This window comes from Actinoplanes sp. NBC_00393 (assembly GCF_036053395.1).
Classification (GTDB): Bacteria; Actinomycetota; Actinomycetes; order Mycobacteriales; family Micromonosporaceae; genus Actinoplanes.
Genome location: NZ_CP107942.1, coordinates 11,031,267 through 11,057,170 on the forward strand (window position 1 = coordinate 11,031,267; position 25,904 = coordinate 11,057,170).

Annotated in this window: 22 protein-coding genes; 11 read left to right on the plus strand and 11 right to left on the minus strand. The window is 70.6% G+C overall.

Translation table 11 applies throughout. From position 1 onward, the window contains the following. Window positions 1–21 precede the first annotated feature (21 nt). Window positions 22–1,389 (plus strand): sensor domain-containing phosphodiesterase, encoded by a 1,368-nt coding sequence (locus OHA21_RS51015; RefSeq protein ID WP_328468155.1) that lies wholly within the window; start codon window positions 22–24, stop codon window positions 1,387–1,389. Between the two features lie 826 nt (window positions 1,390–2,215). Here the strand turns inward: OHA21_RS51015 and OHA21_RS51020 are convergent. From OHA21_RS51020 to OHA21_RS51030, 3 genes are read right to left on the minus strand one after another with little or no spacing between them, the layout of a single operon-like run. Then, on the minus strand, window positions 2,216–3,760 hold the full coding sequence (locus OHA21_RS51020) for a sensor histidine kinase (RefSeq protein ID WP_328468157.1): 1,545 nt from the start codon (window positions 3,758–3,760) through the stop codon (window positions 2,216–2,218). Then, window positions 3,757–6,045 (minus strand): putative bifunctional diguanylate cyclase/phosphodiesterase, encoded by a 2,289-nt coding sequence (locus tag OHA21_RS51025; RefSeq protein ID WP_328468159.1) that lies wholly within the window; start codon window positions 6,043–6,045, stop codon window positions 3,757–3,759. The genes OHA21_RS51020 and OHA21_RS51025 overlap by 4 nt, the downstream gene beginning before the upstream one ends. 57 nt (window positions 6,046–6,102) lie before the next feature. Next, entirely contained in the window at window positions 6,103–6,621 is a 519-nt protein-coding gene (locus tag OHA21_RS51030; RefSeq protein ID WP_328468161.1) for a flavin reductase family protein, read from the minus strand. A 116-nt stretch (window positions 6,622–6,737) separates the two neighbouring features. Between OHA21_RS51030 and OHA21_RS51035 the strand changes: the two genes are divergently transcribed. From OHA21_RS51035 to OHA21_RS51055, 5 genes are all read left to right on the plus strand, one after another. Next, window positions 6,738–8,159: a WGR domain-containing protein gene (locus OHA21_RS51035; RefSeq protein ID WP_328468163.1), complete on the plus strand. Its 1,422-nt coding sequence runs from the start codon at window positions 6,738–6,740 to the stop codon at window positions 8,157–8,159. 158 nt (window positions 8,160–8,317) lie between these two features. Next, entirely contained in the window at window positions 8,318–10,123 is a 1,806-nt protein-coding gene (locus tag OHA21_RS51040) for a carbohydrate-binding module family 20 domain-containing protein (protein WP_328468165.1), read from the plus strand. A gap of 889 nt (window positions 10,124–11,012) precedes the next feature. Next, window positions 11,013–12,443 (plus strand): pectate lyase family protein, encoded by a 1,431-nt coding sequence (locus OHA21_RS51045; RefSeq protein ID WP_328468167.1) that lies wholly within the window; start codon window positions 11,013–11,015, stop codon window positions 12,441–12,443. Window positions 12,444–12,540: 97 nt separating this feature from the next. After that, complete coding sequence (locus OHA21_RS51050) at window positions 12,541–13,326, plus strand: glycosyltransferase family 2 protein (RefSeq protein ID WP_328468169.1); 786 nt, start codon at window positions 12,541–12,543, stop codon at window positions 13,324–13,326. Beyond that, window positions 13,323–14,252 (plus strand): glycosyltransferase family 2 protein, encoded by a 930-nt coding sequence (locus tag OHA21_RS51055; protein WP_328468171.1) that lies wholly within the window; start codon window positions 13,323–13,325, stop codon window positions 14,250–14,252. Before OHA21_RS51050 ends, OHA21_RS51055 begins: the two co-directional genes overlap by 4 nt. Window positions 14,253–14,358: 106 nt before the next feature. Here the strand turns inward: OHA21_RS51055 and OHA21_RS51060 are convergent, their stop codons facing one another. After that, window positions 14,359–15,657, minus strand: coding sequence for a hypothetical protein (locus OHA21_RS51060; protein ID WP_328468173.1), 1,299 nt, complete (start codon window positions 15,655–15,657; stop codon window positions 14,359–14,361). Further along, entirely contained in the window at window positions 15,654–16,751 is a 1,098-nt protein-coding gene (locus tag OHA21_RS51065) for a prenyltransferase/squalene oxidase repeat-containing protein (RefSeq protein WP_328468175.1), read from the minus strand. Before OHA21_RS51065 ends, OHA21_RS51060 begins: the two co-directional genes overlap by 4 nt. Window positions 16,752–16,954: 203 nt before the next feature. On the opposite strand from OHA21_RS51065, the gene wecB reads away from it, so the two are divergent. The 5 genes from wecB to OHA21_RS51090 all read left to right on the plus strand — a co-directional run bounded on the left by wecB (window position 16,955) and on the right by OHA21_RS51090 (window position 20,252). Next, window positions 16,955–18,112: a non-hydrolyzing UDP-N-acetylglucosamine 2-epimerase gene (wecB, locus tag OHA21_RS51070; protein ID WP_328468177.1), complete on the plus strand. Its 1,158-nt coding sequence runs from the start codon at window positions 16,955–16,957 to the stop codon at window positions 18,110–18,112. Between the two features lie 49 nt (window positions 18,113–18,161). Continuing rightward, window positions 18,162–18,533 (plus strand): HPF/RaiA family ribosome-associated protein, encoded by a 372-nt coding sequence (locus OHA21_RS51075; RefSeq protein WP_328468179.1) that lies wholly within the window; start codon window positions 18,162–18,164, stop codon window positions 18,531–18,533. A gap of 133 nt (window positions 18,534–18,666) precedes the next feature. Further along, window positions 18,667–19,575: a formyltetrahydrofolate deformylase gene (purU, locus tag OHA21_RS51080; protein WP_442875052.1), complete on the plus strand. Its 909-nt coding sequence runs from the start codon at window positions 18,667–18,669 to the stop codon at window positions 19,573–19,575. Window positions 19,576–19,604: 29 nt separating this feature from the next. Further along, entirely contained in the window at window positions 19,605–19,952 is a 348-nt protein-coding gene (locus OHA21_RS51085; RefSeq protein WP_328468181.1) for a type II toxin-antitoxin system RelE/ParE family toxin, read from the plus strand. Between the two features lie 3 nt (window positions 19,953–19,955). Continuing rightward, entirely contained in the window at window positions 19,956–20,252 is a 297-nt protein-coding gene (locus OHA21_RS51090; RefSeq protein ID WP_328468182.1) for a helix-turn-helix domain-containing protein, read from the plus strand. A 31-nt stretch (window positions 20,253–20,283) separates the two neighbouring features. On the opposite strand, the gene iolB is transcribed toward OHA21_RS51090, so the two are convergent. Genes iolB through OHA21_RS51120 form a run of 6 tightly spaced genes read right to left on the minus strand, consistent with a single transcriptional unit; the run spans window position 20,284 to window position 25,902 of the window. After that, window positions 20,284–21,111: a 5-deoxy-glucuronate isomerase gene (gene iolB / locus OHA21_RS51095; protein WP_328468183.1), complete on the minus strand. Its 828-nt coding sequence runs from the start codon at window positions 21,109–21,111 to the stop codon at window positions 20,284–20,286. An 11-nt stretch (window positions 21,112–21,122) separates the two neighbouring features. After that, window positions 21,123–22,247 carry a glycoside hydrolase family 88 protein gene (locus tag OHA21_RS51100; protein ID WP_328468185.1) on the minus strand — a complete coding sequence of 375 codons (1,125 nt, stop codon included), beginning with the start codon at window positions 22,245–22,247 and terminating at the stop codon, window positions 21,123–21,125. Beyond that, the gene (locus OHA21_RS51105; RefSeq protein WP_328468187.1) at window positions 22,244–22,900 is read right to left on the minus strand and encodes a DUF624 domain-containing protein; all 657 of its coding nucleotides are present in this window, start codon (window positions 22,898–22,900) and stop codon (window positions 22,244–22,246) included. The genes OHA21_RS51100 and OHA21_RS51105 overlap by 4 nt, the downstream gene beginning before the upstream one ends. Window position 22,901: 1 nt before the next feature. Then, window positions 22,902–23,714 carry a carbohydrate ABC transporter permease gene (locus OHA21_RS51110; RefSeq protein WP_328468189.1) on the minus strand — a complete coding sequence of 271 codons (813 nt, stop codon included), beginning with the start codon at window positions 23,712–23,714 and terminating at the stop codon, window positions 22,902–22,904. Continuing rightward, window positions 23,714–24,619: a carbohydrate ABC transporter permease gene (locus tag OHA21_RS51115; RefSeq protein WP_328468191.1), complete on the minus strand. Its 906-nt coding sequence runs from the start codon at window positions 24,617–24,619 to the stop codon at window positions 23,714–23,716. The genes OHA21_RS51110 and OHA21_RS51115 overlap by 1 nt, the downstream gene beginning before the upstream one ends. Further along, the gene (locus tag OHA21_RS51120; protein ID WP_328468193.1) at window positions 24,616–25,902 is read right to left on the minus strand and encodes an extracellular solute-binding protein; all 1,287 of its coding nucleotides are present in this window, start codon (window positions 25,900–25,902) and stop codon (window positions 24,616–24,618) included. The genes OHA21_RS51115 and OHA21_RS51120 overlap by 4 nt, the downstream gene beginning before the upstream one ends. Window positions 25,903–25,904 lie beyond the last annotated feature (2 nt).

The window sequence follows — 25,904 nt, forward strand, 5'->3', positions numbered from 1 at the left end:
TCGCTGCCGATAGGGTCTGCCGTGCAGCACATTCACGACCTGCTCGACCTGCGCGCGGTCACCCCGGTGTTCCAGCCGCTCATCGACCTGGCCGGCGGCCACGTCGTCGGATACGAGGCGCTCAGCCGCGGCCCGGCCGGCACACCCTGGGAGTCGCCGCTCGCGCTGTTCGCCGAGGCCCGCGCCGCCGGGCGGGAAGCCGAACTGGACTGGATCTGCCGGGCGGTCGCGTACCGGGCGGCGCTCGCGGCGAACCTCGGGCCCGAGCTGACGCTGTTCGTCAACATGGAGCCGACCGCGTGGCGGTCCGGCTGCCCGGCCGACCTGGTTCCGGTCGTCCAGCAGGCCCGCAGCCGGCTGCGGGTGGTCACCGAGATGACCGAGCGGGCCATCGCGGCAGACCCGGCGGCGCTGCTGTCGGCGGCCGAGAACTGCCGGGAAGCGGGCTGGGGCGTCGCGCTCGACGACGTGGGCGCCGATCCGATGTCGCTGGCGTTGATGCCGTTCGTGCACCCGGACGTGGTGAAGCTCGACATGGGGCTGCTGCACGCCCCGGACCATCCGGACACCGCGCGGGTGGTGGCGGCGGTCTCGGCGTACGCGGAGTCCAGCGGCGCCGTGATCCTGGCCGAGGGCATCGAGACCGAGCGTCACCTGGCGCTGGCCCGAACGATGGGCGCGACCATCGGCCAGGGCTGGTATTTCGGCCGCCCCGCCCCACTGCCGTACCGGGATGCCACGCCGCTGCCACCCGCCGCACCTTCGCGCTGGGATGCCGCGCTGACTGCTGCGTCTTCGCGCCCGGAAACCGCCGCGCTCTCGCGCTGGGAGGCGTCGGCCGCCGCCCGCTCGGGCTCGATGTCCGTCGCGCGTCCGTCGGTGCCACTGCTCACCCCGCCGGGCCGCGGCGACCGGACGCCGTTCGAGCTGGTCAGCGCGGTGCGGCCGGTCACGCGTGCCACGAAGGCGCAGCTCATGCCGCTCAGCCGGCACCTGGAAGCACTGGCCGGGACGGGTCCGGAGCCACCCGTGCTGCTCGCCTGCTTCCAGGAGGCACGGCACTTCACCGCCCGCACCGCCGTCCGCTTCGCCCGGGTCGCCGCGCACAGCCCGCTGGTCGCCGCTCTCGGCGTCGGCCTGCCACCCGAGCCGGCGCCCGGCGTTCGTGGCGCCGAGCTGGGCGACGACCGCCTCCGCGGCGAATGGAACGTCATCGTGGTCGGCCCGCATCGAGCCGCCGCGCTGGTGGCCCGCGACCTCGGCGACGCCGGCCCGGATTCCGAGCGGCGCTTCGAATTCGCCCTCACCCACGATCGCAGCCTGGCCGCCGAAGCGGCCCGGTCGCTGCTGCACCACCTCGCCCCGCTCAACCTCCCGGCCTTGCTTTAGGGGTACGGGCACGCGCCGTCCCGCCGAATCCGACCCGTCCTCGCCTACCAAGCGACCACCTGCCACGCCCAGCCCTCAAAGCGCCGGCGGGTTCCTGCTCAAGGACATCCCGCGAGCTGCGGATCGTCGACGGCGCCCCCGACCGCCGAACTTGAGTGGGCCGCCATGCGTCCGTTCCGAGGGCGGGACGCAACCCGCGGGCAGCGCGCCTTTCGGCCCTGCCGTCCCGCCGGGCCCGCCCCGGGCCTTGCCGCCCCGCCGGATCCGCCTCGGGCCTTGCCGTCTTGCCGGGCCCGCCTCGCCGACTACCCGAAGCGAGCCGCCGCTGGGGCGGGTTATCGGGGTGGGGTTGGGTGCGTGGGTGGCGGCTGGTGGGTGTGGGCCGCCGCTGGGGCGGGTTATCGGGGTGGGGTTGGGTGCGTGGGTGGCGGCTGGTGGGTGCGAGCCGCCGCTGAGGCCGGTGTTCCGGGCGGGGTTACCTGCCTGGGTGGCGGCTGGTGGGTGTGGGCCGCCGCTGAGGCGGGTTATCGGGGTGGGGTTGGGTGCGTGGGTGGCGGCTGGTGGGTGCGAGCCGCCGCTGAGGCCGGTGTTCCGGGCGGGGTTACCTGCCTGGGTGGCGGCTGGTGGGTGTGGGCCGCCGCTGGGGCGGGTTATCCGGGCCGGGTTGGGTGCGTGGGTGGCGGCTGGCTGGCGGGCGTGGGTGACGAGGGCGCGGGGTGGGTGGGAGCGGGACCGGCTGCATGGGCCCGGCGGGCGCGTTGGGGCCGGGAGCAGGCAGGGGCTCGCGTGCCGGTGGGGGAAAGCTGCGTAGGCGTACCCCGGCGGCTCATGCTGGAGCGGCGGATCGGGTGAGGTGCGCTTCGGCCTCGGTTGCGGGCAGGCCTGGCAGGCCCGGCAGGGTGAAGGTCAGGCGGGCGCCGTCGGTGTGGGAGGCGTCGAGCGAGATCGTGCCGCCGTGGTGTTCGACGACGCGCTTGCAGATGGCCAGGCCGATGCCGGTGCCGGTGTACTGGTCGCGCGGGTGCAGGCGCTGGAAGATCACGAAGATCTTGTCGGCGAACTGCGGGTCGATGCCGATGCCGTTGTCCTGGACGGTGAACGTCCACATGCCGTCGCTGTCGGCGGCGGTGATCTCCACGTGCGGCGGGCGGTCCGGGTGGCGGAATTTGATCGCGTTGCCGAGCAGGTTCTGCCAGAGCATGGTGAGCAGCGTGACGTCGCCGGGGACGGTGGGCAGCGGCGGGCGGACGATCTGCGCGCCGGTTTCCCCGATGCGGTTCGCGAGGGTCTGCTCGACCTGGTCGAGCACGTCGTTCAGGTCGACCGGGTGGTTGCCGTCGTAGACCCGGCCGATCCGGGAGAACGCCAGCAGGTCGTTGATCAGGCGCTGCATCCGGGTGGCGCCGTCCACGGCGAAGCCGATGTACTGCTGGGCGCGGTCGTCCAGGGCGTCGGCGTAGCGGCGCTGCAGCATCTGGCAGAACGACGCCACCTTGCGCAGTGGCTCCTGCAAGTCGTGCGACGCGACGTAGGCGAACTGCTCCAGGTCGGCGTTGGAACGGCGCAGCTCCTCGTGTGCCTGTCTGCTTTCGACCAGCGCGTCGACCAGCCGGCCGCGCATCGCCTCGACGTCGTGGCCGAGTGCGGCGACGTCGGCGGGCCCGCGCGGGGAGAGCTGGTGCTCGAAGTCGCCGGCGGCGACCTTGCGGACCGCGGCGCCGAGCTGGGCGAGCGGGCGCAGCACGACGACGCGCAGCAGCACGGCGATCGACGCGACCGCGGCGAGCAGCAACACGGCCAGGCCGAGGAAGACCGCGTTGCGGATCTGCCGGGAGCGGTCGAGCGCGGCCCGGCCCGCCTCGCGTTCGGTGACCAGGCGGTCGTCCAGCGCGGCGACCTGGCGGCGGACCGTCTCGAAGGCCTGGTCGTCACTGGTGGCCGGCGCTGTCCCGGTGCGCCGCCGGGCGTCGATCAGCGGGTCGGCGCTACCGGTCCGCCACTGCGCGGCGAGGCGCTCGACCTCGGTGATCTCGGCGAGCAGTGCGGCTTCGCCGGCGAGCAGGCGGCGCAGCCGGTCGACGGCCGCGCGTTCCGCCGCGGCACCCTGCGGGTACGCCTCCAGCAGTTCGTCCTGTCCGCTGAGCAGGTACGCGCGGACGCCGGACGCCTGGTCGAGCAGGGCCACGTCGAGTTCCACCACGGTGGTGCGGGCCGGGGAGATGCGGTCGCTGAGCCGGTTGGACACCGCGGTGGTGTGCGCCAGCGCCTGCGCGCCGAGCACCGCACCGCCCACGATCAGCACCGCCATGCCCACCAGCACGGAGGCGAACCACCGCTGCGTGGTCCAGCGGCCGGTCAGGATCAAACTCACATGCGCACGGTACGCGAGACAGCATCGACCCACATCTCGCTGACCCGGTCGGCGGCCACCGGACGTGACCAGAGGTAGCCCTGGCCGTACTGGTAGCCCAGCTCGCGGATCAGATCGCGCTGCTCCTCGGTCTCGATGCCCTCAGCCACCGAGGCGAACTCGAGCGCCCGTGCCATCTGGCTGACCGCGGTGGCGACCGCCGCCTGCCGGCCCACCGTGGTGATCGACTCGACGAACGAGCGGTCCAGCTTCAGCGTGGTCACCGGGCAGGTCAGCAGCAGGCCCAGCGAGGACGCCGCGGTGCCGAAGTCGTCGAGGGCCAGCTTCACGCCGAGCCCGCGCAGGGCCAGCATGGCCTCGTTGGACTCCTCGTCGTCGAGCACAGCCGTCTCGGTGACCTCGACGCTGAGGCAGAACGCGGGCAGCCCGGTGTCGGCCAGCACCGCGGCGACCTCGCCGACCAGGGCCGGGTCGCGCAGCTGGCGGCCGGCCACGTTGACGCCGACCGTCATCCGCTCGGCAGCCGGGTACTTCGCCCGCCAGTCGGCGGCCTGCCGGCACGCCTCCCGCATCGCCCAGCGGCCGATCGCGACGATCTGCCCGGTACGCTCGGCGACCGGGATGAACTCCACCGGCGAGACCAGCCCACGGGTCGGGTGGTTCCACCGGATCAGCGCTTCCACCCCGGTCAGCGAGTCGTCGGCGAGCGACACGATCGGCTGGTAGACCAGGAAGAACTCGTCGTTCTCGAGCGCCTGGGTCATCTCCCGGATGAGCACCGCCTCGGCGCTGATCCGGGCGCCCATCTCGTCGGTGTAGGCGACCCACATCCCCTTGCCGCGGCGCTTCGCCTCGTACATCGCGATGTCGGCGTTGCTGAGCAGCACCGACGGGTCGTCGCCGGTCCGGGTGCCGGTAAGACCGATGCTGGCCCGGGTGACCAGGGTGTGCTGCTGCACGTCGATCGGATCGGCGAGCCGGTGCAGCATCTGCTCGGCGACTCGGCCGGCGCCGGCCGGGTCGGTGCCGGGCAACAGCACGGCGAACTCGTCGCCGCCGAGCCGGGCCACCACGTCGGTGTCCCGGACCGAGCCGCGCAACCGCTCGGCCACCGTGACCAGCAGTGCGTCGCCCGCCGCGTGACCCATCGTGTCGTTGACCGTCTTGAAGTCGTCGAGGTCGATCAGCAGTACGGCAGCCTCGCCCGGGTGGGCCAGCATGAGTTCGCTGAAGTGCGAGCGGTTGGCCAGGCCGGTGAGGCTGTCGTAGGAGGCGCGGACCCGCAGCTCCTCCATGGCCCCGTCGAGCCGGCCGATCAGCACCATGTTGTCGTGGAAGGCGACCAGCTGCCGCCCGGCCACCAGACAGGTGATCACCACGACGCCGAGGGCGGCGCCCCACAGCTGCGACGAGGACTTCTCCGGCAGCATCAGGAAGAACACCACGAAGGTCACGGCGATCATTCCGTACGGCAGCAGGCTGTACGGCCGTCGCTTGCGGGTCTGCCCGGTGCCGCCGTTGCGCAGGATCACCTCCTGGATCCGCGGGCCGACGGCGATCAGCACCGACGGGAACAGGCGGATCGCGAAGACGTACGCGTGATCCACGCCCTGGAAGTCACCGGGCAGAACCGTCGTGACGCCCTGCACCATGGCCGCGCCGACCATCGGCCAGGCGGCGATCCGGGCCATCGGCGGCGCCTTGATCAGCGCGACCTTGGTGGCGGAGAAGGTGGCGACCAGCACCAGGGCCGCCGTGACGCCGGCACTGACCCGGTCGGTGTGGTCGCCGTCCACCGGGTTGAACGCGAAACACCAGGCCACGACGCCGCCACCGACCAGCACGGTGGTGGCGTCGAGCCAGAAGACGAACTTCTCCCGGGCGGTACGCAGCCCCTGCGGGAAGATCAGGCAGGCGATCACGTTGCTGCTCATCCCGACGGCGAAGCACACCGTCTGGACCGTGCCGCCGCTCAGCGACGGCACGCCGGGGGAGAAGATCGTGTGCAACGTCTGGTACGTGTCGCCGACCACGAACGACGAGCCGGCGAAGGCGATCATCGACCAGAACCGGCGGTAGCGGACGTGCGCGATGCGCCGCAGCCGCCACCCGCCGATCGCCAGCGCCGCGTCCAGCGGCACCTGCGCGGCCCAGAAGACCCGCACCTGGTGTTCCGGCTGCCCGGCGAGCACGAAGAACAGCACGCAGCCGAGCAGGGTGAGGCCGATGAGGGCGCGCAGCACCGGATCGTTCCGGAGCTGGGCCATCGGCTGCGAGTTCCGCACTCATCCTCCCTAGGTCCAGTCAGAAGATCGGACCCAGCGCGCGGAAATCAAGAAATGTCAGGCCTTCTTCGGATCTTCGGGTTTTTCGTTCGTCGGGTGGAACTCCCGGTCGTGGTAGACGAGGCGCCCGCGGTCCGGGCCGAGGAGGACCTCGACGACCTCGGCCACCACGACGGTCGACTCGCCGACCGGAAGCAGGTGCAGCGGGGTGGCGCGCAGCGAGGCGGCGGCCCCGGCCAGGACCGGCTCCCCCGTCGGCAGCCGGTCCCACCCCTGGCCGGGGGTGAAGCGTGGCCGGCCGGGGCGGGCGAAGTCGTGCGCCAGCGTGGCGTGGCCGGGTCCGAGGAGGTTGACCACGAAGCTTGGCGCCGCGAGGATCGCCCGCGCCGAGCGGCTGCCCAGCACCGAGAAGGAGAGCGCCGGCGGGGCCACCGACACCGAGGCCACGCTGGAGACGGTCAGTCCGGCCGGGCCGTCCGGCGTCGCCGCGGAGATGATCGCGACGCCGGTCGGATACCGGCGGAAGGCCGCCCGGAACAGCTGGCCGATCTGGGTCTCGATGTCGCTGCTGAGCACGCTCCGAACGGTAGAACCTCAACCTGAGTTGAAGTCAAATGATCTTCGCCGGGAAAATGTCGGACCCCCTCGCTACGGTCCTCGCCATCGATTCCCCACGCGGAAAGGTGGCCACGATGCCGGCCGACGTCACGTATCTCGAGCTCTCCGAGGACAGCGGGAGCGCCCACAAGTTCTACGAGGTGGCCGTCGACGGGACGGAGCTGACCGTCCGCTACGGACGGATCGGCGATCGGGGCCAGGTCAAGCAGTCCTCCTTCACCACCGCCGACAAGGCGAAGAGCGAGGCAGCAAAGAAGATCGGAGAGAAGGTACGCAAGGGGTACGCGCCGGCCGTCCCCGGCGGGCGGCAGAAGCGGTCGGTCTCGCGGCGGCAGATCGTGAGCACCCGCTCGACCGCGACCCGCGCGCCGGTCCTCTGGCGGTATGCGTCGGGCAGCCCGGCGTTCGGCATCTTCATCGACGACGACGTGTGCATGGTCGGCAACGAGAGCGGCCTGATCACGACACTCAGCCATGGCGCCGAGGTGTTGCAGCAGTTCCAGCTGCCGGACGGGGTCAAGTGCATCGTCGCCGACGACGACTGGCTCTACGCCGGCTGCGACGACGGGAATGTGTACGACTTGACCGGCAAGGTGCCGCGCCTGGCGTACCGGATCGCGCCCGAGATCGACATCTACTGGCTCGACATCCACGACGGCGTGCTGGGTGTCTCCGACGCGAGCGGCGGGATCTCGGCGATCGACCACGAGGACGAGTTCCTGTGGCGCCGGCCCGGCCGGGGCGCGGCCGCGTGGATGGTCCGCTGCGACGCCTCCGCGGTGCACCACGGCAACCGGGCCGGCATCACCAGCTACGACTGGCGGACCGGGCAGGAGCTGTGGCACACCCGGACCGGCCCGGTGCTGTTCGGCTGGCAGGAGCGCGCCACGCTGTATGCGGGGACCTCCACCCGCCAGGTCGTCGAGCTGGGCAAGAACGGCTCGCTGCGGCAGACGTATCAGTGCGACGGCCCGGTGTTCTCCTGCGCCACCGCCGAGGACGGGCGGTACGTGTTCGCCGGCGACAGCGCGTCGTCGATCTACTGCTTCGACGCGAACGGCACCCGGCTGTGGAAACTGGCCACCGGCTGCGGCTCGGCCTACTCGATGCAGTACCGGGACGAGCGCCTCTACATCGTCACCACGGACGGCTCGCTGGCCTGTATCGACGCGAGCGAGGCGGCGATCCGGTCGGCGGTCGGCGGCGAGGTCCCCGAGGTGGTCGACGTCAAGGCGCCGCCGCGGATGGCCGCCGTGGTCCCGTCCACCACAGTCGAGATCGTCCACGACGTCGCCGGCGGGGTGGTGGTCGAGTGTGTCGAGGTCGGCGGCCGGTTGCGGATCCGGGTCGTGTCGTCCGGCTACCACCACGACTGGCAGGTCCAGTTCCCGAAGGGCATCCGCCAGCCCGGCACCCGCTATGTGGTGGCCGGGCTGCGCGAGGCGAGCCGTGGCGGCTTCTACCGGGCGTACGGGGAGATTCGCCGGCTCGTTTGACATCGACACTCTTGACGGGCTACGGGGGCGTACCTATCTTTGTCGCAAAGATTTTCAGAAAGTTTCATCGGTGTTGCAGCAAGAGATTTCCGGGGCCGTCTTCCCCGCACCATGGCGGCCCCGCGCCCCGCAGATCCCTTCCCCGTCAGGAGATCGTTGTGGACGAACCCACCCGCCCCAAACGCCGTTCCCGTCTGGCGACCGCGCTGGCGGCGACCACCCTCGCCGTCGGCATCGGCGGCTTCGGCGTCGCCTCGGTCGTGACCGGGCCCGACGCCTTCGCCGCCCCGCCCGGCAGCAAGGACGTCACCGCCGTGATGTTCGAGTGGACCTTCGCCTCGGTGGCCCGCGAGTGCACGAACAAACTCGGCCCGCTGGGGTACGGGTTCGTGCAGGTCTCGCCGCCGCAGGAGCACATCCAGGGCAGCCAGTGGTGGACGTCGTACCAGCCGGTGTCGTACACGATCGGCGGCCGCCTCGGTAACCGGGCGGCGTTCGCGAGCATGGTGAACACGTGTCACGCCGCCGGTGTGAAGGTCGTGGTGGACACCGTCATCAACCACATGTCGGCCGGCTCGGGCACCGGCACCGCCGGCACGCAGTACTCGAAATACAACTACCCCGGCCTCTACTCCGACCAGGACTTCCACTCCTGCCGCTCGGCGATCAACGACTACACGAACCGGTCCAACGTGCAGGACTGCGAGCTGGTCAACCTCTCCGACCTGAACACCGGCAGCGACTACGTCCGCGGCAAGATCGCCGGGTACCTGAACGATCTGGCCTCGCTCGGCGTGGACGGGTTCCGCATCGACGCCGCCAAGCACATGTCCGCGGCCGATCTGGCGGGCATCAAGTCGAAGCTGAGCAACACCGGGGCGTACTGGAAGCACGAGGTCATCTTCGGCGCCGGCGAGGCGGTCCAGCCGACCGAGTACACGGGTAGCGGCGATGTGCAGGAGTTCCGCTTCGCCCGCGACCTGAAGCGGGTGTTCCTCAACGAGAACCTGGCGTACCTGTCGAACTTCGGGGCCTCGTGGGGTTACCTGCCGAGCAACCAGGCCGCGGTCTTCGTCGACAACCACGACACCGAGCGCGTCGGCGACACCCTCAACTACAAGAACGGGTCGGCGTACACGCTCGCTCAGGTCTTCACGCTGGCCTGGCCCTACGGTGCGCCGGACGTCAACTCCGGCTACGAGTTCAGCAGCCACGACCAGGGTCCGCCGAACAACGGGACGGTGAACGCCTGCTACGCCGACGGCTGGAAGTGCCAGCACGCCTGGCGGCAGATCGGCAACATGGTGGGCTTCCGCAACGCGGTCTCCGGCACGGCGGTCACCAACTGGTGGACCAACGGCGCCGACCAGATCGCCTTCGGCCGGGGCAACCGGGGCTACGTGGCGATCAACCACGAGGGCAGCGCGCTGACCCGGACCTTCCAGACGTCGCTGCCAGCGGGCAACTACTGCGACGTGCAGCACGGTGACCCGACCAGCGGTGGCGGCTGCACGGGCACGACGTACGCGGTCAACGCGGCCGGCCAGTTCACCGCGACGGTCCCGGCCGGCGACGCGATCGCCCTGTACGCCGGCGCCAGCGGCCCGGCCCCGACCACCTCGGCCACCACGTCGCCGCCGGCGTCCCCGTCGCCGTCCGCGTCCGCCTCCACCTCGGGCGCGTCGTTCGGGGTCAACGCCACCACCAGCTACGGCCAGAACATCTTCGTCGTCGGCAACCAGGCCGCCCTCGGCAACTGGGCCCCGGCGAACGCGGTGCCGCTCTCCGCGGCCACCTACCCGGTCTGGACCGGCACGGTCAACCTGCCGGCCGGCACCGCCTTCCAGTACAAGTACGTCCGCAAGAACACCGACGGCAGCGTCACCTGGGAGTCCGGCGCCAACCGCACCGCGACCGTCCCGGCGAGCGGCAGAGTCACCCTGAGCGACACCTGGCGCAACTAGAGACGCTTCGCGGTCACGGGTCTGCCGCCCGGCCACTCGCGATCTTGTTGATTTCCGGTGCCCCATCGTGAAGTCCACAAGATCGCGGACTGGCGGACCCTGACCCCGGAGGGTGTCCAGCTCCTCCCGCACGGGCAACCGGCCGTCGCCGGCCTCCCGCCACAGGTAATCGGCCGTTGCCGGACAGCCATCACCCCTCGGCTGTCCGGCAACGGCCTTTTGCGCTGCCCCGGCACGCCCACGGCCTCCGTTCCCCTCCGAGTCGTCGCCCACGCGGGTTATCCCGCCCCTGGCTACCGCCGGGGGACGTGTCTGGGCGGCGGCTGGGGTGTGGCGAGCCGCCTGTGGGGCGGGTTGCGAGGGGGCGGTTACGTGTCTGGGTGGCGGCTGGGTGTGGCGAGCCGCCTGTGGGGCGGGTTATGAGGGGGCGGTTACGTGTCTGGGTGGCGGCTGGGTGCGGCGAGCCGCCTGTGGGGCGGGTTATGAGGGCGCGGTTACGTGTCTGGGCGGCGGCTGGATGCGGCGAGCCGCCTGTGGGGCGGGTTATGAGGGGGCGGTTACGTGTCTGGGCGGCGGCTGGATGCGGCGAGCCGCCTGTGGGGCGGGTTGCGAGGGCGAGGTTACGTGTCTGGGTGGCGGCTGGGTGTGGCGAGCCGCCTGTGGGGTGGGTTATGGGGGCGCGGTTACCGGGCTGGGCGGCGGCTGGTGGCCGTCGACGTGCGGAACGGTGTCGGCCGGGCGGCGGCCGGGCGGGCGGGGTGGGGAAGTTTTTGTTGTCGCGTGAGGGCTGCGGCATCTACGGGACAGCGCCCGGGTTGTTCTGGCCCGCGGCGCCGCGGCCGGCACAACCCCACCGGCCGGATCCCCGTGCAGAAAGAGGGACCCGCACGTGACCAGGAAGAACGCCCGCAAGAGGTGGCTGATCGGGGCGGCGGCGGTGCTCGCTGTGCCGACCGCGCTGGTGGGCTACTCGATGCTGCCGTCGAACGCGGCGACGCTGCCGGCGGCCGGCGCGACCTATCAGCTCAAGGTGACCAAGAGCGGCATGTGCATCGACGTGCCGAGCGCCTCCAAGGACAACGGCGCGCTGCTGCAGCAGTGGGGCTGCACGTCCGGCGCGGCCTGGCAGCAGTTCAAGCTGGTCGCGGCCGGCTCGAACTACCTGCTGCAGAACGCGAACAGCGGCAAATGCATCGACGTGCCGGCCGGGTCGAAGACGTCCGGCGTGCAGCTCCAGCAGTGGGGTTGCGCCTCCGCGCAGACCAACCAGCAGTGGAAGCTCGCCGCCAGCGGCACCGGCACGTTCCAGATCATCAACGTGAACAGCGGCCTGTGCATCAGCGACAAGGGCGCCTCGACCTCTTCCGGCGCGGCGATCATCCAGGAGACCTGCACCGCCAACTCGAACAAGCAGTGGGCGTTCACCCAGGTCAGCGGCGGGGGCGGCAGCACACCGGCGCCGGCCGCCGGGGTGGTCGGCTGGGCCGCGCAGAACGGCGGCGTGACCGGCGGCGCCGGTGGGTCGACGACCACGGTGACCACCGCGGCGGCCCTCGACTCGGCGCTGCAGGCGAGCGGGTCGCGGATCATCAAGGTCTCCGGAACGATCTCCCTGACCGGCATGCACAAGGTGACCTCGAACAAGACGATTCAGGGCGTCGGGGCCAACTCCGGCATCAAGGGCGGCGGCCTGAGCCTCTCCGGCGTCAGCAACGTCATCATCCAGAACCTGAACTTCTCCGGTTCGAGCGACGACGCGATCAACGTCCAGGACGGTTCGCGCAACGTCTGGATCGACCACAACACCTTCTCCAGCGCCGCGGACGGCCTGGTCGACGTGCGGCTCGGCTCCGACTACGTGACCGTCTCGTGGAACATCACGCGCAGCCACGACAAGACCATGCTGCTCGGTTCCGCCGACACCGACACCGGTGACCGCGGCAAGCTGCGCGTCACGTACCACCACAACTGGTTCGACGGGACCAACCAGCGGCACCCGCGGGTCCGGTTCGGCAACCCGGTGCACGTCTACAACAACTACTACGACGGCGTGACCAGCTACGGCGTCGCGTCGACGACCGAGGCCGGCGTGCTCGTCGAGGGCAACTACTTCGAGAACGTCTCCCGGCCGACGACGCTGGCCCAGGGCACCTCGCCGAACGGCAACCTGGTGCAGCGCAACAACCACTTCGTCAACTCGGGGACACCCCAGACCAACGGCACGGTCAAAGCTATTCCGTACGCCTACACGCTGGACACCGCCAGCACGGTGAAGTCGGTCGTCACCGCCGGCGCGGGCACCGGCAAGCTCGGCCTCTGACCGTTGGAAGGCCCGCCCTCGGGCGGGCCTTCCGCTCTTGCGCGACCGGCGTAGGATCCCGCCTTTGGTATGGAAGATCGCGCATGGGGGCAAGGCTTTGAGTGACAACACTTCGCCGACGGTGAGTGTGGTGATCGCGGCGCTGAACGAGGCCCGCAACATTCCGCACGTACTGGGCAAACTGGGTCCCGAGGTGACCCAGGTGGTGCTCGTCGACGGTGGATCGAGCGACGACACGATCAAGGTGACCCTCGAGCACCGGCCGGACGCGACCGTGATCCAGCAGACGCGTACCGGTAAGGGCAACGCCCTCGTCTGCGGTTTCGCCGCGTGCACCGGCGACGTCATCGCGATGATCGACGCGGACGGTTCGGCCGACCCGGGTGAGATCCCTAACTTCGTGAAGGTGCTGACCGCCGGCGCCGACTACGCGAAGGGCACCCGGTTCGCCCTCGGCGGGCACAGCACCGACATCACCCACCTGCGCAATCTGGGCAACAAGGGACTCACCGGCCTGGTGAACGTGCTGTACGGCACCCGCTACACCGACCTGTGCCACGGCTACAACGTGTTCTGGCGGCGGATCGTCCCGCTCATGGACCTGCCCGACCCGGATCTGCCCGCGCCGGCCGACGGCGGCAAGCTCTGGGGCGACGGCTTCGAGGTGGAGACCCTGATCAACGTCCGGCTCGCGGCGGCCGGGGCGCGGGTGGCCGAGGTGGCGAACGTCGAGTACCCGCGGCTGCACGGGGAGAGCAACCTGAACACCTTCCGGGACGGCGCGCGCGTTCTGCGTACGATCGCCATCGAATTCATGCGGCATCGCCGCAAGCGTGCCGGCGGCGTCCGGCCGGCGCTGGCGGAGCGGGCTGCCGAACGGTGACCTCGGTCGCCGTCGTCATTCCCTGCCACAGCGCGGACCGCTGGGACCTGCTGCTCGGTGCGATCGCCTCGGCTCAGGCCCAGCAGCCGGCCGAGGTGATCGTGGTGGTCGACCACAACCCGGCGCTGCTCGACCGGCTGCAGGTCGCGGTGGGAGTGACCGTGCTCGCCAACCGCTACACCCGCGGCGTCTCCGGGACACGCAACACCGGAGCCGAGCACGCGGGGACCGAACTGGTCGCCTTCCTGGACGACGACATCGTCGCCGCGCCGGGCTGGCTGGACCGGGTCGTCGCGGCGTTCGACGATCCGGGGGTGGTCGGCGCCGGCAGCGCCATCCGGCCGAACTGGCTGCGGGCGCGGCCGCGCTGGTTCCCGGACGAGTTCCTGTGGGCGGTCGGCGGTTCCTATCCGGGGCTGCCGACCAGCACCGCGCCGGTCCGCAACGTCTGGTCGGCCGGCATGGTGGTGCGGCGCGACGCGTTCCTCACGGTCGGCGGCTTCCGCACCGAGTTCGGCAAGGTGGGCGACCGGATGAAGCCGGAGGACACCGAGCTGTGCCTGCGGATGGCCGCGGCCGGCGGGCGGTGGATGTTCGTGCCGGAGGCCGTCATCGAGCATGCGGTCCCGGCCGGGCGGGACGATCTGCGGCATTTCGTCCGGCGGTGCTGGCAGGAGGGGCGCGGGAAGATCGCCATGTCCGGCCTGAAGTCGGGTGAGGGTCTCACGTCGGAACGGGACTACGCGCGGCGGGTGCTGCCGCGGGCTTTCGCCCGGGAGGTGGCGGCCGCCGCCCGGGGGAGGGGCGGCGACCACCTGCGACGGGCCGGCGCGATCCTGTTCGGGGTCACGCTCGCCGGCCTGGGCGCGGCGACCGAACTGGCCGCCGCGCGCCCGTTCCGACGCTTACGCGCGGCCGCCCAATAGCGACCGCGGCCGCCCAATAGCGACCGCGGTCGGCCAAAACCGACCGCGGCCGACTGAGAACCGACCGCGGCCGCCTGGAAGCGGCCGCAGTCGCTTGGACGAGGCGTCAGGCCGTGGCCAGAAGCTGGTCCAGGATCCGCTCGCCGATGCCGTTCTGGTAGAGCCAGAGCCCGTTGGTCTGGCCGCGGAAACTCGGCTCACCCCCCAGCGGACCGTCCAGCATGAACCCGGACGCCAGGCCGATGCCGAACAGCCCGGGCACCGGTTCGCCGTCCGCGTCGAGCACCCGGCATCGGGTGTCGACCAGCGGCGGCGTTCCCGGCCCGGTGCCGTGCAGTGGCACCGGGCGACCGTCCTCGTCGAAGACCGGGACGGTCACCGGCCGGTAGCCGAACGCCGGGATGATGACCGCCGCCTCCTTGAGCAGGGTCGTGACACCGTCGTCGACCGCCGGGTCGAGCGGCACGAGCCGGACCCGCTCCTCGGCCCCCGACCGGATCCCGCGCAGCAGGTCCCGGGAGTCCCAGCGCAGGCCGGCGAGCCGGTACACCCGCTGGGTGAGCGGGCACAGGTCGTCGGGCCCGAACTCGGTGTAGCCCTCGGCGTGAGCGTCCTCCGCGGTCGGGTAGAAGATCCGCGGCGGCCGGCGGTGCAGGATGGTGATGTCGCCCGGACCGAACTCGCCGCCCACCTGGTTGAGCAGCACCCAGGCCGCGGAGAAGGCGCTGTGCGAGCCGCCGACGATCACCACCCGGTGGTGGCCGGCCGCGGTGAGCATGTCACCGAGCAGGTCCGGGCCGCCGGCGGTCAGCACCTGCTCGGTACGCACGACGCGCTCCGCGTACCCGTCGGCGAGGCGAACCCCGGGAACGATCGGATCGGTCAGGGCCCGCTCGGCGTCCTGATGACCGCCGAGCGCGCTGATCACGTACCGAGACCGCAGCTCGACGATGTCGTCCCCACTGGCCAGCGTGGTCGCGAAACCACCGTCGGCCGTGCGGCGGATCGACATGGCCCGGGTCCGGGGGAGGAACCGGCTGACCGGATGGGCGTCGACCGCGCCGCGCAGGGCCGCGCCGATCTCGGCCAGGAAGTCGCTGACGACCGGCAGCGGCGCCGCGGACTGCCGGTACTGCTCGAGCCGCCGGTACGGCTCGCTGTCGGTGACCGGCGCGAACAGGTCGCCTTCCGCGGCGAGGCACTCCAGAAACGTGCCGCCGGCGGTGTCCGAGTTGATCAGGTGCCGGCCGATCGTCCCGGGTCCCATCCGGTCGCCCTGGTCGACCACGGCCACACCGGCGTCCAGCAGGCGGGGCAGCAGTCCCCGCTGTTCCGCGTTGACCAGCGGCCCGGTGCCGGCCGGCCCGGCGCCGAGGAAGACCGCGTGCAGAGTCGTGTCGCTCATACCAGGAACCTCGGCTCGAGGGTGCCGCCGTCGCGGAGATCGAGGGCCTGGACGGCGAAGGCGGTCACCCACACGTTGACGTGCGGAACCGGCTCGCCGTCACTGAGCCGCCCGAACCACCATCCGCCCCGGCTGCGCACGTCGTCGGTCTCGGCCTGCTGCCCGGCGACGTGCGCGGTCAGTTCGGCCAGCCGGCCCGGCAGGCCGTGCAGGCTCGCCAGACGAAGAGCCTGAGCCTGTACGTCCACCCGCTCCGCATGAACCGGTGTGCCCGCCCGGACGAAGCGGGGAACCGTGCCGTCCTCACGTTGCAGGCTGAGCAGCCACTCGGTGGCGCGGCGGGAGGCGGCGACGAAGTCCGGCCGGTCGAGGAGCAGGCCGACGGCCCAGAGCCCTTCGGCGGCGTACTCGTGCGGGTGCACGTGGATCCCGTCCGGGTGCCCGATCGATCCGTCGCCGGCCTGGATCGCGCAGGCGTACTCGCAGGCCCGGATCGCGGCGTCCCGGTAGTCGGCCCGGCCGGTCAGCTCGGCGAGGTTGGCCAGGCCGAGGGCCACCTTGGTGTGGTAGCCGCCGGGCTGCCACGACCAGTCGTCGGCCTCCGGGGCGAACGTCCCGGTCGCGGCGTCCCAGATCGGGCGGAACGCGCCGTCGGGCCGCTGCGCCGTGCCGGTCAGCCAGTCCGCGGCGCGTACCGCGGTCTTGAGGTGACGATCGTCACCGGTGATCCGGTAGAGGTTGGCGAGCCCGTTCACGATGACGCCGGTGTCGAAGGCGTACACCAGGTCCTTCTTGGCGGCGAAGGGGCCGTCGTGCAGGGGGACCAGGCACCGGAAGGCTCCGGTGGGCCCGTCCGCGGTCCGCTCCAGCCAGTCACCGGCGGCGACCGCGGCGGCCCGGTGCCGGGGGTCGCCGGTACGGGCGTACACCTGGCAGAACAGTGTGGTGAGGTAGCCGGTGATCTCGGCGTACAGGTACGGGTGGTCATGGCGTTCGGTGTCGTACCAGGCGGCGAAGCCACCGTCGGGGTGCTGCACACCCGACTCGACGAGCCAACTGACCCCCGCGTCGATCCGGTTGGCGATCTTGCGCATCGCGAGAGCTTTTCACGATCACCGGAATCCGGAAAGTCTCCTGTCTTAATGCTGATCGAACGGCCTCCGCGAGCCTAAATGCCTTGCGACCAGCCAGTAGCTTGATCGCGACGGGGGAGGAACCACCGCCGGCCCGGCGCCGGTGGGGCACAGCCGTGCGCTTCTCTCGCCACCGAGACACCCGGAGCTGTGGAGAAGAGAACGTGTCGCGTCCCGAAGTCCACCTGATCGGAGGCACCCGCCCCGAAGCCGTCAAACTGGCGCCCGTCGTGCTGGCGATGCGCGAGCAACGGCTGCTCACCCCGGTCGTGGTGGCCAGCGGTCAGCACCCGGCCATGGTCGCCCAGGCGCTCGCCGCCTTCGGCCTGGCGCCGGACCGTACGCTCCACTTCGACCGGAGCACCGGCCGGCAGGCGGAACTGCTCGCCGAGATGGTGCGCGGGCTCGACGAGCTGTGGGAGACCCGTGCCCCGGCCGCTGTGATCGTCCAGGGGGACACCACCACGAGCCTGGCCGGCGCGCTCGCCGCGTTCTGGCGCCGCATCCCGGTGGTGCACCTGGAGGCCGGCCTGCGCTCCGGTGACCCGGCCTCGCCGTTCCCGGAGGAGGCCAACCGGCGGCTGGTCACCCGGCTCGCCGCCCTGCACCTGGCGCCGACCCCGCTGGCCGCACTGAACCTGGTCGGCGACAACGTCGCCCCGGCCGACGTGCTGATCACCGGGAACACCGTGGTGGACGCCGCGGCGGCGATGGCCGCGCGCCGGACAGTGACGCCGCGGACCGGGGGCCGGCGCCTGATCCTGGTGACCGCCCACCGGCGCGAGTCGTGGGGTGAGCCGCTGGACCGGATCCTCGCGGCGGTCAAACAGTTGATCGCCCGGTATCCGGACGTCGAGGTGGTCCTGCCGAGCCACCCGAATCCGGCGGTTCGTGCCCAGGTCGACGCCGCCCTCGCCGGGGTGGAACGGGTGACGGTCACCGGCCCGCTGCCGTACCCGGAGCTGACCCGCCTGCTCGCCGAGGCCTATCTGGTGCTCACCGACTCCGGCGGGATCCAGGAGGAGGCCCCGTCGTACGGGGTGCCGGTCCTGGTCCTGCGGGACGTGACCGAACGCGTCGAGTCGCTGGACGCCGGCTGCGCCGAACTGGTCGGCTCGGACACCGCGGCGATCGTCAAGGTGGCCTCCGCGTTGCTCGACGACCGGAGCCGGCGGGATGCCATGGTCGCCGGCGTCAACCCGTACGGTGACGGACGTGCGGCCTGGCGCACCGCCCAGGCCGCCGCCGCCCTGCTCGGCCTGGCCCCCGTGCCGGATCCGATGCCCCCGCACGATGCCGGACTTCACCTGATTCGAAGATGATCTGCTGGGTACATCTCTGTCGTCCCGTTCGCCGGATCGAGGAGGTCTCATGAGTGCTGTCGCCAATCCCGCAACCGTCCAGGACTGCCTGCGGGTGGGCGCCGGTTTCTCGCAGGGCGACCGTGCCTGGATCGCCGAGCAGTGCGCCACCCTGGACGCCCGGCTCGCCGCGTTCCACGCTGACGCCACCGAGTTGGAGATCTCGGTGAAGGACCGCGGCGCCCGCGGTCAGAAGGTCACCCTCGAGTGCTGGATCGGCGGCCGCGACAAGGTCGTCACCACCTCCAGCGAGGAGGACCTGCACGCCGCCGTGATGGACTGCCGCGACGACCTGCGCCGCCGCCTGAACGACGCGAAGACCAAGCAGGAGCCGCGGCACAACCGGCACCTGCGCGAGGTTCCGCAGCCCGAGGAGTCGTGATCATCACAGTGCCCCCGGGCTGCCCGGGGGCACTGTGATGATCAATCTTGTGGGAACGGGGCGGCCCGGCCGACTAACCTGCATGCTCGCCGGTAAGGATCATCGGCGAGAACTTCAGGAAGGACGCCCGCACGTGACCCTGACCCAGCAGGCCCCTGCTCCCCGCGCCGCCGCCGAGCTCAGCACCGACCAGGCCGTGCTCATCGTGCACGGCCGGGACCGGACCGGAATCGTGGCGGCGGTCAGCGCGGTGCTCGGCCGGCACGAGGCGAACATCGTGTCGCTGGATCAGCACTCGGACAATCCGCACGGCGGGGCGTTCTTCCAGCGCACGGTCTTCGGCAAGCCCGGTCTGAAGGCGGCGCTCCCGCAGATCGAGCAGGACCTGCGGGACCAGCTGGCCGACGGGTTCGAGCTGGAGTACACGCTGCGCGATCTGTCGGTGCCGAAGCGGGTGGCGATCTTCGCCTCGAAGGCCGACCACTGCCTGCTCGACCTGCTGTGGCGGCACCGGCGCGGCGAGCTGCCGATCAACGTGGCCATGGTGATCTCCAACCACGCGGACAGCGCGGACGAGGTGCGCTCGTTCGGCATCCCGTTCTTCCACGTGCCGTCGCCGGCCGGGCCGGACAAGTCCGCCGCCGAAGCGCAGCACCTGCGGCTGCTGGCGGGCAACGTGGACTTCATCGTGCTGGCCCGGTACATGCAGATCCTGAGCGGGGACTTCATCGAGCGGGTGGGCGTACCGATCATCAACATCCACCACAGCTTCCTGCCGGCCTTCATCGGCGCCGGGCCCTATGCCAAGGCCAAGCAGCGCGGCGTCAAGCTGATCGGGGCCACCGCCCACTACGTCACCGAGGACCTGGACGAGGGCCCGATCATCGAACAGGACGTGGTACGCGTGAGCCACGCCCACACCGTCACCGAGCTGCAGCGACGCGGCGCCGACGTGGAACGCGCGGTGCTCTCCCGCGCAGTCCTCTGGCACGCCGAGGACCGCGTCATCCGGCACGGCAACCACACCATCGTCTTCCCATAGGTCTGCGTCGCGGGTATAGCATCTTTGCTATGGCCTGGGGGACGGTGGAACTTGAGCCGGAGGTGGAGAAATGGCTGGAGAGCTTACCGACAGCGCTGTTCGCTCGTGCCGCCTTCTACATCGACCTGCTAGCCGACCAGGGCCCCCTACTCGGTGAGCCCCATACGAAGCAGCTCGACCGGAAGCTTCGCGAGTTGCGGTTCTACCTGGGCCGCCAGGCTTTCAGAGTCACCTACTGGATCGGGCCGGACAGGAGAATCATCCTGTTGACAGTCTTTCGCAAGACGCGGATGCACGACGAGCGCGAGATTGACCGGGCACGTCGGGCGTTGGCGCGGTGCATCGACGAGGTACATCGAGTCGAGGACGAGGAGTAGGCCATGGGAGACAGCAGTCGCTGGGCCGAGATGCGGGACCGCCGGATGGAGGAACCGGGAGCCGAGGAGGCATACGAGGCGGCCCGCCTTGCGTTCGAGCTCGGCAGGTCCGTGCGGGAGTTGCGCGAGCGCCAGGGCTGGAGCCAAACACAGTTGGCGAAAGCGGCGGGAATGACGCAGTCGGCCGTGGCCCGCTTCGAGGCTGGTGGGACGGTGCCGACCCTGGCAGTTCTGGAGCGTCTGGCGTTGGCGCTGGGCGTCAGTCTGAAGGTCGGTTTCGAGCCCCGCCAAGCGGCGTGATTCAGCGGGCCAGTCAGCCGTCGTCCAAAGATCACAGGCCGAGGCCGCGCAGCGTTGGCACGCTCTTGCCGACCCAGGCCAGGTCGGTGTCCTCGTGGGCGCCCTGGGTGCGCTGCTCGCCGGCCAGGAACCACAGGTAGTACGTGGTGTAGCCGGGTGCGCTGACCACGGTGTGGTAGCCCGACGGCATCATGTGCATGCCGTGGTCGCGGACCGTGAAGTTCTCCTCGTAGCCCTCGTCGGTGTACATCCGGCAGATGCCGAAGCCGCCGGCCGGCGCGACCCGGAAGTAGTACATCTCCTCGTGGGCGGCCTCGGCCGGCAGGTTGTCGGTCTTGTGGCGGTGCGGCGGATAGGTGCTCCAGTTGCCGGACGGGGTGTAGGTCTCGCCGACGATCAGCCGCCGGGCGGGCAGGTCCGGCTGGGCGATCTCGGTGAGGATCTGGTGATAGGTACGCCCGAAGTTCGCCGCCCCCCACCGCCCGGTGGCCACCCGCTCCGGTGCGATCACGTACGGCGCGGTGGCCAAGTCGCTCGGCGCGCTGGGCAGCGCGATCTCGACCGGCCCGCCGGTGGCCTGCACCGAGAAGTCGACGCCGGCCGGGATGTAGACCGAGTGCGGTCTGCCGGAGAACACGTCGGCCCGCCCGCCGACACCGTCGAACTTCTCCCCGCCGACCTGGAAGGACGCCGTCCCGCCGAGCACGACCGCCAGGATCTCCCGGTCGCCGGACGAACCCGACCAGGAGTCGCCGGCCGAGAGCCGCAGCAGCGTGAAGTCGAGCAGCGTGCACGGGTTGAACGGCAGCTCGTTGCGGCCGTCGTGCGCCGGGATGTAGCAGTGGTAGCGGTAATCCATAGCAGTGCCTTTCACCAGGGGGAGATCCAGCCGGGAACGGTCAGTCGGGTGAGGGCTTCGAGGTAGAAGTAGTCGCCCCAGAGCGTCCCCTCATCCACCCCGACCCCTTTGGGCTTGTCGTAGACGCCGTGCAGCAGCAGCGCGTGCTCGCCGGTGTACCCGGCGATCAGCGAGTCGAGGATGTCGCCGGCCGCCGTCCGGTACTGCTCGGATCCGACCTGGTCGGCGAGCTCGAGCAGCCCGCACACCGCGATGGCCGCCGCCGAGCTGTCCCGCTCCTCGGCGCTGCCGTCGGTGAACTCCAGGTCCCAGTAGGCGACGCGATCCTGCGGCAGGTGCCGGAGGAAGTAGTCGGCGCAGCGGCGCGCGGCCGTCAGGAACGACTCGTCACCGGTGTGCCGGAAATTGCGGACGAACCCGTACACCCCCCAGGCCTGACCCCGGGCCCAGCAGGAGTCGTCGTGGTTGCCCTGCTCGGTCTCGCCGCGCAGCGGTGAGCCGGTGTCCGGATCCCAGTAGAACGTGTGGAACGTGGTGCCGTCCGGCCGCAGGATGTGATCGCGCAGCTGGGCGGTGTGCCGGCGGGCCACGGACGCATACCGCGGGTCGCCGGTGGTCTCGCTCGCCCAGAACAGCAGCGGCGTGTTCATCAGACTGTCGATGATGGTGCGCCCCCGCTGCCGCGGATCGCTCAGATCACCCCAGGCCTGGATGATCCCGGCTGGTTCGAGCACGCGAGCGAGCAGATGGTCGGCCGCGGCCAGCGCGGTCCGGCCCGCTTCATGATCTCCGGAGCGGCGGTACGGGACGACGCACGACAACGTGTAGAGGAAGCCCAGATCATGCGTGTCGAGGTCGACGCCGCGCCGGATCCGATCGGCGAAGCTCGCCACGTGCCCCTCGGCCGCCTGCCGGTACCGGTCGTCCCCGGTCAGGTCGTGGGCGAGCCACAGCATGCCCGGCCAGAAACTCGTCGTCCATCCCCGGTTGCCACCGTCCGGCGGCCGCAACCGGTATCTGCCCTGCTCCGTGGTGTCCCCGGGGTAGCGGTCATCGAACTCGGCGAGGTGGGCGTCCACGATGCGCAGGGCGGCGGCCACAGCAGCCGCGCGGAGATGGACTTCGGTAGCCGTCATGCGGTTCCTTCCATCGCACGGAGGGTGTTCCGGCTGTTCGCCCAGACCACGTAGAGCAGTGGCGCGGCGGCCAGCCCGACCGCGATGGCGGGCCGGCTGATCAGCAGCGCCTGCAGCACGGTCAGGACTGCGAGCGACAGCGCGGTCAGGTACCAGCGGCGGATCGCCAGGTAGGCGCAGGCCCGGGCGGCGTCGCGCAGCCGCACCCGCGGGCGTTCCACCAGCAGCGCCAGGGTGAGCAGGGTGGTGACCGCGACCAGCAGGATCGCCACGGCGAGCACCGGGATCGCCACCGCGCCGGCCGGACGGCCCCAGAATGCAGCGATGTCGACGGCGAGCACGATGGTCAGCGCAGTGGCGGCCGCGGTCACCCCGGTGGCGCGCCGCCACGTCGCCCGCCAGGCGCGGGTGAAGGTGGCGATCACGGTCGTGGTGCGGTCGTCGGTCCAGGCCGCGAGCACGGCGAACACCGCGCAGAGCGCAGGTCCGCCCATCGGCGCTAGCAGGGCGAGCAGCGGCCAGGACCGGGCCGGGTCGGTGGTCAGCAGCAGCGCGAGCGGCGGCAGGCAGGCGCCGGCCAGCAGCAGGTTGGTCATCAGGGTGACGTACGCCGTGTCGAGTACGGCGCTGAGTGTCTCGTACCGGATCCGCATGTCAGCCCTTCAGTCCGGTGGTCGCGATGCCCTCGACGAAGTACCGCTGCCCGGCCAGGAAGATCACGACGATCGGGAGGACGGAGAGCACCGAGCCCGTCATGATCAGCGCGTACTCGGCGTTGTACTGGTTGATGAACGACTTGAGACCGAGCTGGATCGTCCACAGGTCCGGGCTGCGCAGGTAGAGCAGCGGGCCGAGGTAGTCGTTCCAGGTGGCGACCAGCGTGATCAGGGTGAGGCTGGCCAGGGCCGGCACCGAGAGCGGCAGCATGATCCGCCGGTAGATGCCGTACTCGCTCATCCCGTCGATCCGGGCCGCGTCGACCAGCTCGTCCGGGACCGACTCGTAGAACTGCTTCATCAGGAAGACGCCGAGCGGCCCGAACGCCTGCAACGCGATGATCGACCACAGGCTGTCGGTGAGCTGCAGTTTCGACATCATGATGAACTGCGGGATCATGTACGACTGCCAGGGCACGGCCAGCGTGCCGATGTAGGCGAGGAACAGGACGTCCCGGCCGGGGAAATGGACCTTGGCGAACCCGTACGCCGCGAAGCTGCCGGTGAAGACCTGGAGCAGGGTGACCACCGCGGAGAGCAGCACGGTGTTGCCCAGCCACGTGGTCATCCCCGACTTGCTCCAGATGTCGGCGTAGTTGCTCCAGACCGGGTCGGCGGGCAGCCACTGGACCGGGACGGTGAAGACGTCGTTGTTCGTCTTCAGCGACGACACGACCATCCAGTAGAACGGCAGCAGGACGGCGACCGCCGCGATGCCGAGCACGAGGTAGCCCAGGATGCGCCGGACCATCACGAGTCCCTGCTCTTGTTGACCAGGAACTGCACGATCGTCACCAGGAAGCAGATCGCGAACAGCACGATGGACAGCGCGGACGCGTACCCGAACTGATTTTCCTCGAAGCCCTTCTGATAGATGTACTGCGACAGCACCAGGGTGGACTGACCAGGCCCGCCGTCGGTCATCACCAGGATCAGGTCGAAGACCTTGAAGCTGCCGATGGTCAGCATCACCGTGATGAAGAAGGTGGTCGGCCGCAGCCCGGGCAGGGTGACCGCGCGGAACCGCTGCCAGGCGTTCGCCCCGTCGACCTTGGCGGCCTCGTGCAGCTGCGCCGGGATGGTCTGCAGCCCGGCCAGGAAGAGCAGCATGTAGTAGCCCATCTCGCGCCAGGTGCCGACCACGATGACGGCCGGCATCGACCAGTCCGCCGAGGTGGTCCAGCCCGGCGGGTTCGCCACGCCGATCGCCCGCAGCAGCTGGTTGACCGGCCCGTAGCTCGGGCTGAACAGCATGTTCCAGATCTGCGCGATGGCCACGATCGACGTGATGTATGGGAAGAACGCGACCGTCCGGAAGAACGCCACCCCGCGCAGCTTCCGGTTGAGCAGTAGTGCCAGGCCCAGCGAGACGGTGAGCGTCAGCGGGATGTGGAAGGCGGTGTAGTAGAAGGTGTTGCGCAGCGCGGTCCAGAAGCTGGTGTCGTCCCACATCTGGCGGAAGTTGGCCAGGCCGCTCCAGGTGCTGCCGCCGAAGACGTTCCACTCGGTGAAGGCGTAGTAGAACAGCAGCACGACCGGGATCAGCGTGAGGATCGCGAAGCCGGCGAAGTTCGGCAGCAGGAAGCTCCATCCCACCGCGATGTTGCGCAGGGCGGGCCGGCCGCGTCGCCGGCCCGCTGCAAGCGTCGTCGTCACTTGCTCAGGACCTCGTTCTTCGCGCGGTCCTGCGCCTCGGCGATCGCGGCGTCCACCGGCTTGCTGCCGGAGAGCACCGCGCTGTGCATGTCGTTGAGGATGTTCTGCAGCGGGGCGGTGTACTTCGACACCGGGTTCTCCGGCTTGGTGTCGTGCGTGGCGAAGGTGAACTTCGACAGCTCGTCGGTCGGTACGCCGGACAGCTGGAAGAACGTCTCGGTGACCGCCGCCGAGTCGGCCGGGGTGATCCCGATCCCGGCGAGCGCCTTGGCCCCGTCCGCCCCGGCCGCGTACGCCAGGAACTGCTTGGCCGCCTCGACCTCACCCTCGGCGATCTTCGGGTTGATCCCCAGCCCGGTCGGGTCGGCGAACGTCACCGGCGTCGCCGACTTGCCGGTGGTCGCCTCGGTGAGCTGCGGCGCCGGGGCGATGCCCCACTCGAACTTGTCGGCGTCGCCCTTCTCCTGCTGGCTGCGCAGCGTCGCCATGTACCACGTGCCCATCACCATCATGGCGGCCTGCTGCTTACCGAACTGGGCCTGGTAGGTGAGGCTGTTCGTGGTGGCGTCCCCGAACTTGACCTGCGCCCCGGCGTTCTGCAGGTCCAGCGACCGCTCGTAGTACGGCTTGAGATAGCCGAAGTCGCCGCTCGTCAGGTCGGCACCGGCGGTCTGGGCCAGCGCGAAGCCCTGCGCGGTGGACTGCCAGACATGCTGGTACGCCCCGAGCGCCTTCGACCCGGACGCCTTCAGCTTGCCGGTCAGGTCCTCGGCCGCGGTCGCGTAGTCGTCCCAGGTCCACGACCCGTCCGGAGCAGCCACGCCGGCCTCGGAGAACAGCGCCTTGTTGTAATACAGCACCCACGAGTCCTGCCGGTACGGGATCGCGTACGTCTTCCCGTCCACCTGATAGGCGGACAGCCCGCCCACCCCGCTGCCCAGCTTGCCCGCCACATCGGAGACGTCGAGCAGCTGCTTGCCGTTCTGGTACGTGTAGAAGTTCTTCAGGTTCTTCTGCACGTAGATGTCCGGCGCCTTGCCGGCCGCCAGGTCCGCGATCATCTGGGTGTCGTAGTTGGTGGCGTCGTACTCCTTGAGCTCGATGGTCACGTCCGGGTTCACCGCACGGAAGCCGTCGGCCAGGGTCTGGAACTCGGGAGTGGTGGCCAGACTCCAGCCGGCCAGGGTGAGCGTGACCGGACCGGAGTCGTCGCCGGAGTCCCCGCCGCTGCATCCGGCCAGGGCGAGAAGGAGCGCTGTCGCGGCGGCTGTCGAACGTTTCATCC